Raw genomic sequence first — 17,020 nt, 5'->3', positions numbered from 1 at the left:
GGGCCCTGTCTAAAATCGCGAGCATCGGGCAGTCGGGAGCCGACCGGCCCGGGCACGAAGGGAATCGCGAAGGAGGGCATCATGGAACTGACGAGAAGGAGCTTCCTCGGCATGGCGGGCGTCGCAGGACTCGCCGCGGGCGCGAGCCTGGCGGGCTGCGCGCCGGCCGGAGGATCGCAAGACGCGGGCGGCAACGGCAGAGACGACTCCGCGAAGGACGGCACCGCGTCCAAGGGCGCGTCGAAGAATGCGGTTGCCACGTACGCATGCGACCTCTGCGTGTGCGGCGCGGGCAACTCGGGGCTTTCGGCGGCGGTCGACGCCGCTCAGCGAGGATTGGGCGTAGTCGTGCTCGAGAAGCAAGGCGGCACGGGAGGCGGCGGCATCGGCACCGAAGGCGTGTTCGCCGTCAACTCGGAGATGCAGCAGGAGGCGGGCATCTCGATCGAGCCGGCCGACATCATCTCCACGGAGATGGAGTACTCGCACAACCGCGCGAACGGCCTCAAATGGTTCGACCTCGTGCAGGCTTCGGGCGAGAACATCTCGTGGCTCAAGGACTGCGGCGTGAACTTCACCGGCGTCGTGGACGACTACCACGGCGGCAAGTTCGAGACGTTCCACTGGTTCGGCGAGAACCGCGCGCACGACGACTTCTCCCCCGCCATGACGAAGACGGCGAAGGACCTGGGCGTCGAGTTCCTCATGAACTGCCCGGCGGTGGAGCTCATCGTCGACGACGCGGGCGCGGTGGCGGGCGTGTACGCCCAGAAGCTCAACGGCGACTACGTCCAGGTGAACGCGAAGGCCGTCGTGCTGGCCACGGGCGGTTTCGCCAACAACGACGAGTATCTGCAGGAAGGCGGCTTCTCCGACACGGCCAACGTCGAGCGCTTCCTGTACGGCTACGACGGCGACGGGGTGCGCATGGCGCTCGAGGCTGGCGGCGCAAGCGACATTCCGCGCATGTCGGGCCTCATGCAGCTCACCGTGTCGGGCAAGCCGGGCGGCGAGTACGGCACGTACGGGCGAGGCGACGGATTGGTGGTGGCCGGCCACAATCCCTGCGCCATGTGGATCAACGAGGACGGGCAGCGCTTCTGCGCGGAGTCGGCGGGCGTCGAGAACTGGATGAGCGACATGATCCCCTCGCTCGTCCATCGAAAGCTCTACTCCATCTACGACGCGAAGGTGTTCAAGGACGCCTACGACGGCATGATCGCGCCGCGCATCTCCTGGGAGGAGACGCAGGCCGAGCTCGCCGAGCGCATCGAGCAGAACCCGCACAACGACTTCTTCAGCGCTGACACGCTCGATGAACTGGCGAAGAAGGCATGCGACGCCCTCGAGCTCGATTTCGACACGGTGAAGGAGTCCATCGACGCTTACTGCGAGATGTGCGAGCAGGGCCGCGACGCGTACTTCGGCAAGCCGAAGGAGTACCTGCAGAAGCTGGAGAACCCGCCGTTCTACTTCAGCTACATGCCCCAGTCGGTGATGGTCACCTTCGGCGGCATCCGCACGAACCGCAAGATGGAAGTCGTCGACAAGGCCGGCGCGCCGGTGGCGGGCCTCTACTCCGCCGGCGTGGACTCGGCCGATCTATGGCCCAACATCTACACCATCAACGTGCCGGGCGGCACGAACGCGAACAACATCAACTCGGGACGCTTCGCAGCCAGGTCTGCCGCAGAGTACATCGGCGACGGCAAGGCGGGTGCCGTGACGTTGGAAGGCGATACGAGCGAGTCGAAGCCCGAGCGCACGTGGGGCATGCCCGAAGGCGAGCTCAAGGACGGCGAGTACACCGACACGCAGTTCGGTATGTTCAGCGACATCGCCGTGACGGTAACGGTGTCGGGCGGCAAGATAGCCTCCATCGACCAGGAGAGCGAGCTCGAGACCTCCTATGTGGGCGTGGCGGCCATGGAAAGTGTGCTCATCCCGGCCGTGATCGAAGCGCAAAGCGTCGACGACGTCGACACGGTGGCGGGTGCCACGCGCACCTCGCAAGGATTCCTCACGGCCGTGGCGAAGTGCTGCGAGCAGGCGGCTTCGTAACGCATCCGTCTCGGCGATCCGGCCCGCTTTCCCCTCCCTTGCGCAACGCGGGCCGCATGACGACGCGAAGGGGCGCGGGCTTGGGATCCCGCCCCTTCGCGTCGTCCACCTTCCGTCTGCCCGCCATAGCGGGCAGACGGATTCGTCTCACCTCAAAAACTGGACGGCTTTGTCGAGGATCTCGTCGGCGAGGCGGCTTTTGGGCATGCGGGGCAGCTCCTCGACCTCCTCGGCGTCCACGAACCACACGGCGTTGTCGTCGGTGCCGAAGGCCATGCCCTCCCCCACCTGGTTGGCCACCACGAAGTCGGCGCGCTTCGCGGCGAGCTTCGCCTCGGCGTTGGGCACCACGTCGTTCGTCTCGGCGGCGAACCCCACCACCACCTGGCGGTCCTTGCGCGCGGCGAGCGTGGCCAGGATGTCGGGGTTCTCGACGAGCTCGATGGCGCCGAGTTCGTCGCCATCGCGACCCTTCTTGAGCTTGCGGTTGGAAACGGCGCGCGGACGCATGTCGGCCACGGCTGCGGCGAACACGGCGATGTCGGCGTCGCGGAACGCCTCCTCGGCGGCTGCGAGCATCTCGCGGGCCGTGCGCACCCGAACGACGCGCACGCCTTCGGGTGCGGGCAGCGACACGGGGCCGGACACGAGCGTCACGTCGGCGCCGCGCAGGGCGGCCGCGCGCGCGATGGCGTAGCCGGTCTTGCCCGACGAGTGGTTCGAGATGTAGCGCACCGGATCGATGGGCTCGACAGTGGGGCCGGCGGTCACCATGACGCGCCGGCCATCGAGGTCGCGGCGCACGCCGAGCTCGTCGAGGGTGGCATCCACGATGTCCCCTATGTCCGCGAGGCGGCCTTTGCCCACGTCGCCGCAAGCCAGGTAGCCGTCGCCTGCCTCGACGATGCGCGCGCCGCGGATGTGGAGCTTGCCGATGTTGTAGCGCGTCGCGCCGTTGTCGTACATGTTGACGTTCATGGCCGGCGCGATGATAAGCGGCGCCGTGGTGGCGAGCGCCGTCGTGGTGAGCAGGTCGTCGGCGATGCCGTTGGCGATCTTGGCGATGACGTTCGCGGTGCACGGCGCGATGAGGAAGGCATCGGCCTCTTGGGCGAGCGAGACGTGGTGGATAGGGTCCTCCGGATCGTCGAACAGGCCCACGGCCACCTTCTCGTGCGTGAGGGCGCGGAAGGTCGTCGGGCCCACGAACTCGGTCGCGTGCTCGGTCATGACCACCTTCACGTGCACCCCCGCCTTTTGGAGCGCGCGCACGATCTCGCAGGATTTGTAGGCGGCGATGCAGCCGGTCACGCCCAAAAGGACGGTTTTGCCTCCGGCGGCTGCGGCATCGGCGTTACCCATGTCGGACCTCCTTCAGATACGGATGCAGCACGTCGGCAAGCACCTTGAGGTGCGCGCGGCTGCGGTCAAGGCACGGAACGTAGAGAAACGAGCGCGCGTCGGGCGTCTGCCCCGCTTTCCTCAGACAATCGAAGTAGTGCGGTTTGAGCTCGTACTCGATGTCGTAGAGCGTCTCGAGGCAGTCGACGGCGAAGTTCGGGCACACGAAGAACACGCGTCCCACACCCGCTTCGGCCCAGCGTGCGAGCACGTCGCGCGTGAAGGGCGAGAGCCATTCACGCCCCTTGTCGAAGCGGCATTGGTAGCCGATGGTCCAGCGGTTGCGGTCGATGCCGAGCTCTCCGGCGACGGCCAGGCTCGAAGCGCCCGTCTGCAGCTCGTAGGTGTCGCCCGTCTCAATGTCGGCGAGCGGGATGGAGTGGAACGAGAACAGCACCTTGTCGTCCGCGTCCGGTTGAAATCCCGCATGCTCGATGGAGGCGGCGATGGCGCGGATGTAGGTGGGATCGTCGTGGTAGTTGTCGATGATGTCGCAGGGGACGTCCCACCGGGCCTTTCTGAGCGCGCGCTTTACGCCGTCGGAGACGGCGCCTGTGGTGGAGTAGGCGCTTTGCGGGTAGAGCGGCAGCACCACGAGCCGCTCGCAACCGGCGTCTTTGAGGACTCGCACGCTGTCCAAGATCGTGGGCTCGCCGTAGCTCATGGCGCAGCGCACCATGACGTCCAAGCCCTCGTCGTCGAACGTCCTCTGCAGACCGCTTTCGAGCTTTCGGTGCGCCACGTCGAACGGGGATCCCTCGGCGGTCCAGATGGCGCGGTACTTCTCCGCAGAGGCGCGGGCGCGCTTCGGCAGGATGAACAGATGGAGCACGAACCACCATCCCAGCCGGTTCATCGGCGCGATGCGCGGATCCGACAAAAAGCGCGCGAGGTATTTGCGCACGGCGCGCGGCGTCGGCTCGGTCGGCGTGCCCGTGTTCACGAGCAGCACCCCGCAGCGGTTGCCTTCTGGCACGATCGATCACCTTCTCGAGAAAAACCCGTGGCGGGACGCGTCCCCACCCTTTAAAACCCGCTACAGTGTAGCCCATCGCGCTTGCACGGGGCCGACGAACGTCGAAAGAACGGAAAGAAGCGAAAAAACCAGATGAGCGGCCTTGTCCGTGCGCCCGGCAGCCTCCGCCTCGGCCCGGTGCGGGTTGGATGCCGTCTTTTGGCCAAAGGCTTCGGGACCGCTCACAGCAGCGGGCGCGGTGCGGTTGCGAGCGAGGCGGCGACCTCCTCCCCCGCCTCGGTGCGGCCCAGGCTGCGCGGCGCGAGCCCTTCGAGGACCTGGGCGAGGTCGCACGGCAGCGCGTCCTTGAAGTCCAGCTCTTCTCCGGTCAGAGGATGCTCGAAGGAGAGCCTGAACGAGTGGAGGAACTGCCGCTTAAGGCCGAGGCTTGCGGAAGGGTCCTTCGGGGCGTGCGCGACGTACACGGGATCGCCCACGAGCGGGTGGCGCGCGTACTGCATGTGGACGCGGATCTGGTGCGTGCGCCCCGTGAACAGCTTGCAGTCCACGAGCGTGTAGCCGTCGTCGCGCGCGCCGTGCTCGAAGCGCTCGAGCACGCGGAACGTGGTGACGGCCTCGCGGGCCGAGGGGACGTCGCGCACGGCCATGCGCGTGCGGTCGTGCGCGCTGCGCGCGATGGGGGCGTCGACCATGCCCGTGTCGTGCGCGACGACGCCGTGCACGAGCGCGAGGTAGCGCCTGTCCACCGCGCGGTCGCGGATATCGGCCATGAGGGCGTAGCCGGTCGCGTCGTCCTTCGCGGCCAGCATGAGGCCCGTCGTGTCGCGGTCGAGGCGGTGCACGATGCCGAGGCGGTCGTCCTCGCCCTGCACGTTGCACAGGTGGTCGGCTCCGCAGCGGTGCACGAGCGCGTTCACGAGCGTGCCGTCGCAGTGGTCGGCGGAGGGGTGGCACACGAGCCCCGCCTGCTTCGACAGCACGATGAGGTGCTCGTCCTCGAAGCGGACGTCCAGATCGATGGGCTGGCCTGCCACGGGGCCGCGGGCGGGCTCGTCGGGTGCCTCGTAGACGATCGTGTCGCCCGCGGACACGGCGTGCCGCTTCGTCACGGTCGCGCCGTTCACGCACACGGCGCCCTCCTCCACGGCGCGCGCGGCAGCGCTGCGGCTCGGGTAGAGGCCGCGGGCGGCCAGAAGCGCGTCGAGGCGCTGCCCCGCGTCGTCGGCGCAGACGGTGTGGGAGAGCAAGCGCGTCATCGGGGGCCGGCCCCTTCGCCGTCTGTCGGAGCCGCCGCAAGGGCGCGGTCCTCACGGCGCCATGCGAACGCCATGCCCGCAAGGAAGATCGCGAACCCGCACGTCACGCCGATGTCGGCCACGTTGAACACGGGGAAGTCGATGAACACGGGCTCGATGAAGTCCACCACGTAGCCGAGCGTGAACCGGTCGAGCGCGTTGCCGAGCCCTCCCGCCACCACGAGCGCGACGCCTGTCGTCTCGAGCGCGTTGGGCCTCTTCGAGAACGCGAAGAGGTAGGCGGTCGCGGCGGCGCACACGGCAAGCGACAGCACGCCGAGCGCGAACGTCGAATCGCCGAACATGCCCCACGCCATGCCCGTGTTGTGCACGAGGTGGAAGCGCACGAGGCCGAGGATGGGGCCCGTGACGACGTCGCCCTCCTGCCAGCCTCCCGACACCCAGCCCTTCGTCGCGACGTCGAGGGCGAACCATGCCGCCGCGACGAGGACGAACAGGATCGCGGAGCGCGCACGGCCCGGACGGCTCGAACGCGGCTCGAGGTCACCCGCTGCGGCGTCGAGGTCGGTGGAAGGGTCGCGTCCGGGCGCGTTCGTCTGCTCGTCCAAGGGCCTACCCCTCCTCCGAAAATCCGATGGCGTCGAGCGCGTCGCCGCAGCGTTCGCAGACGTCCGGATGGTTCGGGTTGCCGCCGAGCGCGCGGAAGTTCCAGCAGCGCGGGCACTTCTCGCCGTCGGCGGGGCGGATGGCCGCGGAAAGCTCCTCGCCTTCGGCGAAGTCCACGCCGGAGACGATGAACAGCTCGGCGAGCGCGTCGGCGCCGAACGCCTCGAGGGTCGCAAGCTGGTCGGCGGGCGCCGTGAGGACGACCGCCGCTTCCTGGCTCTTGTTGATCAGCTTCGAGGCGCGCGCGTCCTCGAGGGCCTTGGTCACGACTTCCCGCGCTTCGAGCGCCGGGGCGAACGCGTCGATCTCGGCCTGCACGTCGGCAGGCAGGGCGGGTGCGAAGTCCGTGCGGGAAGGCCAGCCGGCCAGCTGCACGCTGCTCGGACGGCCGGGCTTGCCGCGCATGGCCTCGGGGTAGTGCTCCCACACCTCGTCGGTGGTGAAGGAGAGCACGGGCGCGAGGATGCGCACGAGCACCTCGAGGATGTTCATGAGCACCGTCTGCACGGCGCGCCGACGCGGGCTGTCCGGCGCTTCGGAGTACAGGCGGTCCTTCGCCACGTCCATGTAGACGGACGACAGGTCGTTCACGAAGTCGTAGGCGGCGCGGTACACCGCGTTGAAACGGCAGGCGTCGTAGGCGGCTTCGACCTCGACGAGCAGCGCGTGGGTCTTCGCCATCATGGCGCGGTCGATGGGCTCGAGGTCGTCCCACGACTTCGCGATCAGCTCGTCGGAGAAGTCGTCCAAGCTGCCCAGCAGGAAGCGGAACGTGTTGCGGAAGCGCCGGTAGGCGTCCGACACCTGCTTCAAGATCCCGTCGGAGATGCTCACGTCCTGCGAGTAGTCCACGCTCGCCACCCACAGGCGCAGCACGTCGGCTCCGTAGGTGTTCGCCACCTCGGCCGGGTCCACGCCGTTGCCGAGCGACTTCGACATCTTGCGTCCCTGTTCGTCAACCGTGAAGCCGCAGTGCATGACGGACTTGTACGGCGGCACGCCGTAGGCGCCTATGCTAGTGAGGAGCGACGACTGGAACCATCCGCGGTGCTGGTCTGAGCCCTCCAGGTACATATCGGCTGGGAAGCGCAGCCCCTCGGCCTCGCGATGCCTGAGCACGGAGGTGTGCGACACGCCGCTCTCCCACCACACGTCGAGGATGTCCTTCTCGGGGACGAGCTCGGAGCAGCCGCAGGTCTCGCACTTCACGCCGCGCGGCAGGTACTCGGACGGCTCGCGCGTAAACCACGCGTCGGCACCTTCTTTGTAGAACAGGTCGATCACCGCGTCGAACGTCCGCTCGTTTGCCACCGTGTTGCCGCACTTGGCGCACTTGAACACGGGGATGGGCACGCCCCAGCTGCGCTGGCGCGAGATGCACCAGTCGGGACGGTCGGCCACCATGGAGCCGATGCGATTCGACGCCCACGCGGGAATCCATTCCACGTCGTTCTCGATGGCGCGCAGCGCGTTCTCGCGCAGGCTGTTCTTGCCCATCGACACGAACCACTGGTCGGTGGCGCGGAAGATGACCGGCTCGTGGCAGCGCCAGCAGTGCGGGTAGCTGTGCACGATCTTCTTCTCGGCCACGAGCGTGCCGCGCTCGCGCAGCCATGCGATGATGGCCGGGTTCGCCTCGTCCACGTCGAGGCCCGCGAAGGGGCCGGCCTCGTCGGTGAGCACGCCGTTGTCGTCCACCGGCATGAGCAGCGGCACGTCGAACTCCAGCGCCACCAGATAGTCGTCCTGGCCGTGGCCGGGAGCCGTGTGCACCGCGCCCGTGCCCGAGTCGAGCGTGACGTGGTCGCCGTAGATGACGGTGCCCTTGAGGTCCTGGCGGACGGGGCACGTGTAGGTGAGGCCGGTGAGCTCGCGGCCCTTGAGCGCGACGGGCTCGCCGCTCTCGCCGCGCACGAGGTCGTAGGACTGCCAGCCCGCGATCTCGGCCACCTGCTCCACCAGCTCGCGGGCGAAGATCATGTTCGCTCCGTCGGCGACCACCATGACGTAGTCGGCGTCGGGGGCCAGCGACACGGCCGTGTTGGCCGGCAGCGTCCAGGGCGTCGTGGTCCAAATGAGCACGTAGGCGCTGCCGGTCGCGCCCGCAGCCTCGAACACGCCGGGCATCGCGTCCAGCTTGAAGCGCACGAAGATGGACGGCGACTCCTCGTCCGAATACTCGATCTCGGCCTCGGCGAGCGCGGTGTGGCAGCGCTTGCACCAGTGGATGGGCTTGCGGCCGCGGTACACCGAGCCGTCGAGGTACATCTTCTTGAACACCTCGACGTTGCCGGCCTCGTAGTTGGGGGTGAACGTGAGGTAGGGATGATCCCAGTCGGCGTTCACGCCGAGGCGCTTGAAGCCCTCGCGCTGCACGTCTACGTACTTCTCGGCCCACTCGCGGCAGAGCCGGCGCAGCGTGGGCTGGTCGATCTTCGCCATCTTCTCGGGGCCGAGCGTCTTCTCCACCATGTGCTCGATGGGCTGACCATGGCAGTCCCAGCCGGGCACGTACGGCGTGAAGTAGCCGCGCTGCGCATAGGACTTGTTCACGAAGTCCTTGAGGATCTTGTTGAAGGCGTGCCCGATGTGGATGGGGCCGTTGGCGTAGGGCGGGCCGTCGTGCAGGATGTGCGGCTTGCCGTCCTTGTTCTTCTCGAGCACCTGTTCGTAGATCTGCTCTTCCTCCCACTTCGCCAGCCGCTTCGGCTCGTTCTCGGGCAGGTTCGCCCGCATCGCGAAGTCGGTTTTGGGAAGGTTCATCGTGTTCTTGTACGTGTTGCCCACTGGGACGTGCCTTTCCTCGTGCCTGAACGCCTTGGCGCCCGACACCGCCGCGCTTCGGCGCCGGCGGTTCTTCGTTCGTCAAACTTGGACAGTATAGGGAAAAACTGCCCACTGTTCCACCGCCGCGGCGGACGCGTCGCAAGAAAACCGCAGGGGGCCGCGAAAGGGTCCGGCGCGGAAAAAAGGAAGGAGGCTCCGCCGCGAAGCGGTTTCGTCGATGCCGGACTGCTCCAACGCGCGCGACAAAACGGGTAGGTTGTGCAAGTTTTTTCGCTTTTGCGAGCAATTCCCGACCACGTCCGACCGTTTTACGAATCGCGGCGGGAAAACCCCAGGTGAAAAAACGACTTCCCTCCCCTTCCGTTCCCAAAAACGAAAAAACTTGCCATTCTGGGCGGTTTCGGCGTTCCCGTGCGAGTTACGGGTCTTTGCTTCGTCGGCGTGCTCTTCGGTTTTTTAAAGCTGGGGCTTCCGTGCGAGCCGCGAGAGAGAGCGGGATCGATGCCTGCGCAAAGGGGCGGAGAGCAAAGAGGGGCGTTTCCCAAGCGGGGAAAGGCAAAACGACCGCAACGGTTCTGATGCGAGCGGAGAAGGACTGCGAGAAAATCCGACACGTGGTCGAGAGGCAGGGGGAGCGACCCTGTCGGCGAGAGCCCCGCTTGGCGGACGGCTTCGAGCTTTCGGAGGCGCGGCGAAGGGAAGACGAGAAAAAGGGGCCTATGGGCCGCGCCGTCTCGCAGGGAGGCGACCTCGCAAAGGGAAACGACAGAGTTCAAAGCGACGTCGAAGACGGCAGGCGTTTGCAAAACGAGGGTTCTCGCATCGGGGACGGCACGGGCGCGGCAGGCTCTTCAACGCTTGAGAGCCGCAGAGCGACATCGCAGAACGTCTGCGACAAACCCAGCGTCTCCGTGGCGAAGGGTCCATTGCGGGCGAACGCGTCGACAACGGCCGCACGTGCTGCATGCATTGTGTGCTATATTTCATCCGGTAAGGAAAAGCGCGGCCGCGCATGTGGGGCGAGGGCCGCGGGAATGCACGGGAGGCCCCGATGGACTTCGAAATCGTCACCGATTCCAGCAGCAACCTCAAAGAGGAGATGATCGACGAGTTCGGTCTGCACATCCTGCCGCTCACCTTCATGGTGGACGGCGAGCAGTACCAAAGCTACCTCAAAGGCGAGCACACCGATCTGGCGCAGTTCTACACGATGATGCGCGAGGGCAAGGTCATCACCACCTCGCTGCCGAATCTCGCCGAGGCCGAGGCCCTCATGCGCGGGCTCTTGGAGCAGAGCCGCGACGTGCTGTACCTCGGCTTTTCCAGCGGGCTGTCGGGCACCTACGAGGCCGTAGAGCTTCTGACGAAGCAGCTGGCCGCCGAGTTCCCTGACCGCAAGGTGCGCGCGGTGGACACGCTCGCGGCCTCGGGTGGGCAGGGGCTGCTCGTGTGGCACGCCGTGCAGAGGGCGCGCGCGGGCGCGTCCATCGACGAGGTGCGCGACTGGGTGGAGGCCAACAAGCTGCATCTGGCCCATTGGTTCACGGTGGACGACCTCATGTTCCTGTTCCGCGGAGGGCGCGTGTCGCGCACGAGCGCGTGGGCGGGCACGATGCTCAACATCAAGCCGGTCATGCACGTGGACGACGAAGGGCATCTCATCCCGATGGAGAAGGTCCGCGGACGTAGGAAGTCGCTCAACGCGCTGGTGGATCACATGGAGAAGACGGCGTGCGCTCCCATCGGCGAGCAGACGGTGTTCATCACCCACGGGGACTGCGTAGAGGACGCCGAATACGTGGCCGAGCAGGTGAAGAGCCGCTTCGGCGTGAAGGAGGTCGTCATCAACTACGTGGATCCCGTCATCGGCGCCCACTCCGGCCCCGGCACGATGGCGCTGTTCTTCCTCGCGAGCGAAAGGTAGGGCTTCCGAACGTGCTGGATGTCGTTTCCGACATCCAGATCGACATCCACATTCCCGACAGACGGAAGAACCGGGATGGCGAAATGTATGGGCGATGGCTCGTCTTGGCTCTGGTTCTTGCATTCGCAGCTGTCGCTGCTGCCGTGTTCGGGACGCTTTGCGTTTTGGGGGTTCGCTGACTCCTTCGCCCTCGCGTGAGACGGGGCTATTTGTAGTCCGCCGGGTTCTTGCTGGCGGATCCGGTGGTGTTCTCCTCGCCGCGAAGCTCGCGTCCGAAGCGGACGGCGGACTCACCGAACTTGTCCTTCACGAGGTCGGTGGCCTCGATGAGGCCGCGGCGCTTGCGTGCATCCGGGATGGACGGCCGCACGTCGTCCTCGCTCGGCGCGGCTTCAGCGAGGTCGAACAAGCTCTCCTGCACACCCTCGCCGTCTTCGAACCCCGTCATCCCCACGCCGATGAGGCGCACGGGCATGCCGGGTCGCCACAGCTCGTCCATCATGCGGTACAGAAGCGGCGTGTAGGCGAATTCGTCGTCGCTGGGCGTCGCCAGCTGACGCTGCACCGACCGCACGCTTCGGTCGTCGTAGCGCACACGCAGGCTGATCGTGCGGCCGCGCAGGCCCTTGCGGCGCAGGCGACGCCCCACCTTCGCCGCTATGGTGGCGATGGCGCCCTCAACCTCTTCGCGCTCGGTGAGGTCCACTGCGAACGTCATCTCGTTGGACACCGACTTCACCGAGTCGTCCTGCGCGACGGGCGCGTCGTCTCCGCCGTTCGCCCGCACGTGCATGACATGGCCGTTCTTGCCGAAGACGCGCAACAGCATGCCCTCGTCCGCGTCGGCGAGCTCGCCGAGCGTGCGGATTCCGCAAGAGCGCAGTTTCTCCTCGGCCGCGGCCCCGATGCCGCTCATCGTGCGGACGGGGAGGGGCGCGAGGAAGTCCCGCTCTCCTCCCGGATACACCACGGTCAGTCCGCGCGGCTTGTCCATGTCCGAGGCGATCTTCGCGATGGTCTTCGACGTTCCCACGCCGATGGAGCACGTGACGCCCATCTCCTCGATACGCTGCTGGACTCGCTGCGCGACGCGCACGGGGTGCTCGCGGTTCACCGGTGTGGGCGACACATCCAGAAACGCCTCGTCGATGCTCACCTGCTGCACGTACGGCGTCTCAACGCGCAGGATGTCCATGATGGCGTTCGACATCTCGCGGTAACGGTCGAACCTCCCGCGCGTCCAGATGGCGTGGGGGCACAGGCGGTATGCGGTGGACGAGGGCATGGCGCTGCGCACGCCGTAAGGGCGCGCCTCGTAAGATGCCGTCGACACAACCCCGCGCTTGTCGGGATCGCCCCCCACGATGACGGGCTTGCCGCGCCAAGCGGGATGATCGAGCTGCTCGACCGAGGCGAAGAACGCATCGAGATCCACGAGCAGGATGGCCGGACCCTCCCAAGGCGGAAGCGGGAGAGCGCCTCGCTCAGTGAATGCAGCGACATCTGCGCCGACGGCTTCGCGCGCCGAGCCGCCCTCTGGGCCGACCGGCGCTTTGCTGGCGGTATGTGGGGATTCCCGTCTCATGTCGCGCATAAGTCTAGCACGCCGCGCCCGCGCGTCGCCGATTTGTGCTAGGATATTCATCCCTTGACCCATCGGGGGGCAGGAGGGCGCGACCGCACGACAACAGCCGGCTGAAACGTCCCTCGGGCTTGCGCTGCATGCCCGTCGGCGGCACGCGAAGGACCGTCGAAAGGAGAGACGATGGCGCCGCATCCGACCCATGCGCAGTCCGGAGTTCGCGAGTGCGTGACCGCCTTGCCGGAGCAGCTGCTCCCGCCGCCTTACGAGCTCCGCACGGAAATGAACTGGATCGATTTCTCGGGAACTGCGAACCCTCTCGGCACTCCCCCGTCGTTCATACGCGCCATGAAGGATGCTCTGGCCGCCGGCGAGCTGAACTACCCTCCTGATCGCGAGGCGCATGCGCTGCGCGGCGCGCTCGCGCGCAAGTTCGGCCTTCCCGTCGGCTCCTTTCTCGTCGGATCCACCGTGGGCGACATGGTGCGCGCCGTCGCGCAGACCTATCGGCCCTGCACCGTGGGCGTGGCCGTTCCGGGCCCGGCGGAATACGCGCTGGCGGCCGGCAACGCAGGACACCGCGTCGTGGAGATCGCGGGTCCTGGCGGATTCGTCGTCCCCGATCCAACGGCGGCGGAGCGCTGCGGAGCCCGCTTCGACGCGGCCGTGCTGGCCAACCCGGGCTACCCGACGAGCCGCCTCCTGCCCGAACCCACCTTGCGCGCCTACCTGGACGCTTGCAACTGGGTGGTCGTCGACGAGCGCTCCATCGAGCTGACATTGGGCGGCGAGAGCATGGCGGGCCTCGTGTCAGAGCACCGCAACCTCGTAGTCGTGAGATCGTTCTGCGAGCCGTTCGCCATGCCGGGCGTCCCCGTCAGCTACTGCATCGCGCATCCCGACACCATCGCGCAGATCGCGCGCTTCTACGACAGCTCTGGCGTGCCCATGTTCGCCGAGGTTCTTGGCGAGCTCTCCCTGTCCGAAGCGGAGCACCTCGAGCGCACGCGCGAGTTTTTGGATAGCGAGATCCCCTGGCTGCAGTGCATGCTGAACCTCGTTCCGGGCATCGATATCTTTCCTGCCGAGGCGAACTACGTCATGTGCTCGTTCGACGAAGGGCCGGAACTCTCCCTGGGCGTTCGCAGCGTCGAGGAGCTGGCTGCGCGGCTGCGGCTGGCAGGCTTCCTCATCCGCAAGCTCGAGGGGACGCCGGGACTCTCAAACGGACGCTATTTCTGCGTGGCCGTCCGCACACGCGAGGACAACGAGAAGCTTATCGCCGCGTTACGCGAGATCGTGACAGGCTGCTGAGGATTCCCGTTCTGAGCTCGCGCATCGATCCTTTTCCCGCAACGATGCTCGTCCTTTTGCGATTCTCGCCCGGAAGAAGTCGCGCGTTTGAACCCTGCGAGCCGCGAACGCGTTCGTAGTGGCACCCTGGGCGAACGTCACGAGCGCCTCGTCGCTCGCGGACGTCTGAAGCGCGAAGCTTGCCGAGAAAAAACGCTCGTTTCTGCGAGGAGCGCCTTCGCGTTCCGGAAGGCGCTCCTGGTCGAGCGGCGCCTCGCGCTCCTGCCTCACGAAGCCGTTGTGCGTCTTGGCCGCCGCGAGTCAAAGACGAGGACGCGCCGCGCTCACTTCACCGCATAGCCCGCCTCCGCGATGGCGGCGACAAGGGTCTCTTCGGGCACGTCCCGGCTCATCTTCGCGGTGGCGGTGCCCGCGCCGAGGTCCACGACCGCCTCTTCGACGCCGTCCACCTCTTCGAGGGCCTTCTTCACGTGCGCGACGCAATGCTGGCACATCATGCCCTCCACGTGCAGGGTCTTCTCCATGGTCGTCTCCTTTCCCTTCGGCGTTTTCACGCCCTTCTCCGTTTCCCTTCCCGCTCCGTCGGATGCTTCGCCCCCTCCGCGAGGCGCGCTTTCCGCAGAGCGCGGCCCCTCGACGGGACGGATGGCGCCCTCGCCCGCCGCGAAGCGGGGACGCCATCCGCGCAGCCGCAGGGCGTTGGCCACTACGCACACCGAGCTCAAGCTCATGGCCGCCGCGGCGATCATGGGGTTCAGGTTCACGCCCCAGCTTGAGAGCGCGCCGGCGGCCACGGGGATGCACACGGCGTTGTACACGAGCGCCCAGAACAGGTTCTGCTTGATGGTGCGCATCGTGGCGCGCGAAAGCTGGACGGCGGCAGGCACGTCCATAAGGTCGCTTCTCATGAGCACGACGTCGGCGCTCTCGATGGCGATGTCGGTGCCCGCGCCGATGGCGATGCCGACGTCGGCGCGGGCGAGGGCGGGCGCGTCGTTGATGCCGTCGCCCACCATGGCCACCGCCCCCTTCTCGGCCAGGCGGCGGATCTCGCGCTCCTTGCCTTCGGGAAGCACACCGGCCACCACCTCGTCGGCCCCCACCTCGCGTTGGATGGCGGCGGCGGTGCGCTCGTTGTCGCCGGTGAGCATGACCGTGCGCACGCCCATGGCGGAAAGCTCGCGCAAGGCGGCGGCGCTCGTGGGCTTCACGGTGTCCGCCACGGCCATCACGCCGAGCGCTTGGCCGTCTTGCGCGAAGAACAGCGGCGTCTTGCCTTCGTCGGCGAAGCGGCGCGCCCTTCGCGCAAGATCGCCCACATCCACTCCGCGCGCCTCCATCATGCGCAGGTTGCCGGCGATGGTGGGCCGGTCGTCCACGAGCGCCTCAACGCCCTCTCCCGGCACCTGCGAGAACCCCTCGACGATGAGCGGGTGCGCGCCTCGGGCGCGGGCGTGCTCGACGACGGCGCGCGCGAGCGGATGCTCGGACTTCCCTTCGATGGACACGGCGGCCTCGAGCAGGCGTTCCTCGCCGACGCCGGGAGCTGCGGCGACGTCGGTCACGCTCGGCGCGCCCTCGGTCACCGTCCCCGTCTTGTCGAGCACGACGGTCTTCACGGCGTGGGCGGTCTCAAGGGCTTCGGCGGATTTCACGAGGATGCCGCTTTGCGCCCCGCGCCCGGTGCCCACCATGATGGCGGTGGGCGTGGCCAGCCCGAGCGCGCACGGACATGAGATGACGAGCACGCTCACGGCGTGCGAGAGCGCCGTTTCGAGCGACGCGCCCGCGCCGAGCGTCCATGCGGCGAACGTGACGAGCGCGACGGCGATGACCGCGGGTACGAACACGCCCGATATGCGGTCGGCGAGCTTCTCCACCGGGGCTTTGGTGGAGGTGGCCTCGTCGACGAGGCGGATGATACCGGCGAGCGTCGTGTCGTCCCCCACGCGGTCGGCGCGCATGGCGAACCAGCCCGTGCGGTTGACGGTGGCGCCCGTCACCCGGTCGCCCGGACGCTTGTCCACCGGCACGCTCTCGCCGGTCACCACCGATTCGTCAACGGTTCCCGCGCCCTCGATGAGCGTGCCGTCCGCCGGCACGCTCTCGCCGGCACGCACCGCGAGGATGTCGCCCTCGCGCACCTCGTCGATGCCGATGCGCTCCTCGCGGCCCTCGACGAGGCGGGTCGCCTCCTTGGGGGCGAGGTCCATGAGCTTGGCGATGGCATCGGTCGTCTTGCCCTTCGCGCGCGCCTCGAAGTACTTGCCGAGCGTGATGAGCGTGAGGATCATGGCGGCCGATTCGAAGTAGAGGTCCATCGCGGCCGTATGCGCGGCATGGACGTCGCCCGCGCCGAGCGCGTAGCCTATCTTGTAAAGCGCGTAGACGCCGTAGAGCGTCGACGCCGCCGACCCGAGCGCGATGAGCGAGTCCATGTTCGGCGCGCCGTGGGCGAGCGTCTTGAAGCCCACGCGGAAGGACTTGAAGTTCGCGAAGACCACGGGCAGAAGCAGCAGGAACTGCGTGAGGGCGAAGGGCATGACGTTCGCCTCGCCCAAGAAGAAGCCCGGCAAAGGCCAGCCGAACATATGGCCCATGGACAGGTAGAACAAAGGCACGGTGAAGACGGCGGACACGATAAGGCGCGTGCGCACGCGTTTGGCCTCGGCCGCAGCGTCGGCCACAGGACGCGTTTGCACCGAGCGCCCCGTCGATGCCGAACTTTTCTGTTCGGGCCGTGCGAACGCGCCGTAGCCCGCTTTTTCCACAGCGCGCTCGACAGCGTCCACGGCTCCGGGGACATCGTCAAGATCGACCTCCATGGTGTTTTTGAGCAGGTTCACGGCCACGTCCCGCACGCCGTCCACTCCGCGCGCCGCTTTCTCCACGCGCGCCGAGCACGCCGCGCAGGTCATGCCCGTGATGTCGAACGTTCTCTTCACAAGGGTTCCTTTCCGCGCCCCGCCTTGGGCGGGCGTCGTCGATGGGAGCTTTTGCCCGCGCCCGCGTGCGGGCGAGGGCCTTGTTGGGCCGCGCTGTACGCGGGCGGG

10 protein-coding genes are annotated in these 17,020 nt (G+C 67.4%); 3 read left to right on the top strand and 7 right to left on the bottom strand.

The window, feature by feature from the left end; translation table 11 throughout:
• Positions 1 to 81: 81 nt before the first annotated feature.
• On the top strand, positions 82 to 2,061 hold the full coding sequence (locus B5F40_RS03125) for an FAD-binding protein (RefSeq protein WP_087192925.1): 1,980 nt from the start codon (positions 82 to 84) through the stop codon (positions 2,059 to 2,061).
• Positions 2,062 to 2,208: 147 nt separating this feature from the next.
• On the opposite strand, the gene coaBC is transcribed toward B5F40_RS03125, so the two are convergent.
• From coaBC to ileS, 5 genes are all read right to left on the bottom strand, one after another.
• Complete coding sequence (gene coaBC, locus B5F40_RS03120) at positions 2,209 to 3,423, bottom strand: bifunctional phosphopantothenoylcysteine decarboxylase/phosphopantothenate--cysteine ligase CoaBC (RefSeq protein WP_087192924.1); 1,215 nt, start codon at positions 3,421 to 3,423, stop codon at positions 2,209 to 2,211.
• Positions 3,416 to 4,438, bottom strand: a complete 1,023-nt coding sequence (hemH, locus tag B5F40_RS03115) for a ferrochelatase (RefSeq protein ID WP_087192923.1) — start codon at positions 4,436 to 4,438, stop codon at positions 3,416 to 3,418. The genes coaBC and hemH overlap by 8 nt, the downstream gene beginning before the upstream one ends.
• Positions 4,439 to 4,659: 221 nt before the next feature.
• Positions 4,660 to 5,694 (bottom strand): RluA family pseudouridine synthase, encoded by a 1,035-nt coding sequence (locus B5F40_RS03110; RefSeq protein ID WP_087192922.1) that lies wholly within the window; start codon positions 5,692 to 5,694, stop codon positions 4,660 to 4,662.
• The gene (gene lspA, locus B5F40_RS03105) at positions 5,691 to 6,302 is read right to left on the bottom strand and encodes a signal peptidase II (protein ID WP_087192921.1); all 612 of its coding nucleotides are present in this window, start codon (positions 6,300 to 6,302) and stop codon (positions 5,691 to 5,693) included. Before lspA ends, B5F40_RS03110 begins: the two co-directional genes overlap by 4 nt.
• Positions 6,303 to 6,306: 4 nt before the next feature.
• Positions 6,307 to 9,147, bottom strand: coding sequence for an isoleucine--tRNA ligase (gene ileS, locus B5F40_RS03100; RefSeq protein WP_087192920.1), 2,841 nt, complete (start codon positions 9,145 to 9,147; stop codon positions 6,307 to 6,309).
• A 1,051-nt stretch (positions 9,148 to 10,198) separates the two neighbouring features.
• Here ileS and B5F40_RS03095 point away from each other — a divergent pair.
• A complete protein-coding gene (locus tag B5F40_RS03095; protein ID WP_087193042.1) occupies positions 10,199 to 11,071 on the top strand; it encodes a DegV family protein in 873 nt (290 codons plus the stop codon).
• Between the two features lie 205 nt (positions 11,072 to 11,276).
• Here the strand turns inward: B5F40_RS03095 and dinB are convergent, their stop codons facing one another.
• Positions 11,277 to 12,515, bottom strand: coding sequence for a DNA polymerase IV (gene dinB / locus B5F40_RS03090; RefSeq protein ID WP_239442896.1), 1,239 nt, complete (start codon positions 12,513 to 12,515; stop codon positions 11,277 to 11,279).
• Between the two features lie 321 nt (positions 12,516 to 12,836).
• On the opposite strand from dinB, the gene B5F40_RS03085 reads away from it, so the two are divergent.
• The gene (locus B5F40_RS03085) at positions 12,837 to 13,967 is read left to right on the top strand and encodes a pyridoxal phosphate-dependent aminotransferase (protein WP_087192919.1); all 1,131 of its coding nucleotides are present in this window, start codon (positions 12,837 to 12,839) and stop codon (positions 13,965 to 13,967) included.
• A gap of 323 nt (positions 13,968 to 14,290) precedes the next feature.
• Here the strand turns inward: B5F40_RS03085 and B5F40_RS03075 are convergent, their stop codons facing one another.
• Positions 14,291 to 16,912 (bottom strand): heavy metal translocating P-type ATPase, encoded by a 2,622-nt coding sequence (locus B5F40_RS03075; RefSeq protein ID WP_087192917.1) that lies wholly within the window; start codon positions 16,910 to 16,912, stop codon positions 14,291 to 14,293.
• Positions 16,913 to 17,020: the final 108 nt, after the last annotated feature.

This window comes from Gordonibacter sp. An230 (genome assembly GCF_002159915.1).
Lineage (GTDB): Bacteria > Actinomycetota > Coriobacteriia > Coriobacteriales > Eggerthellaceae > Rubneribacter.
This window is presented reverse-complemented; position numbering and strand designations above follow the sequence as displayed.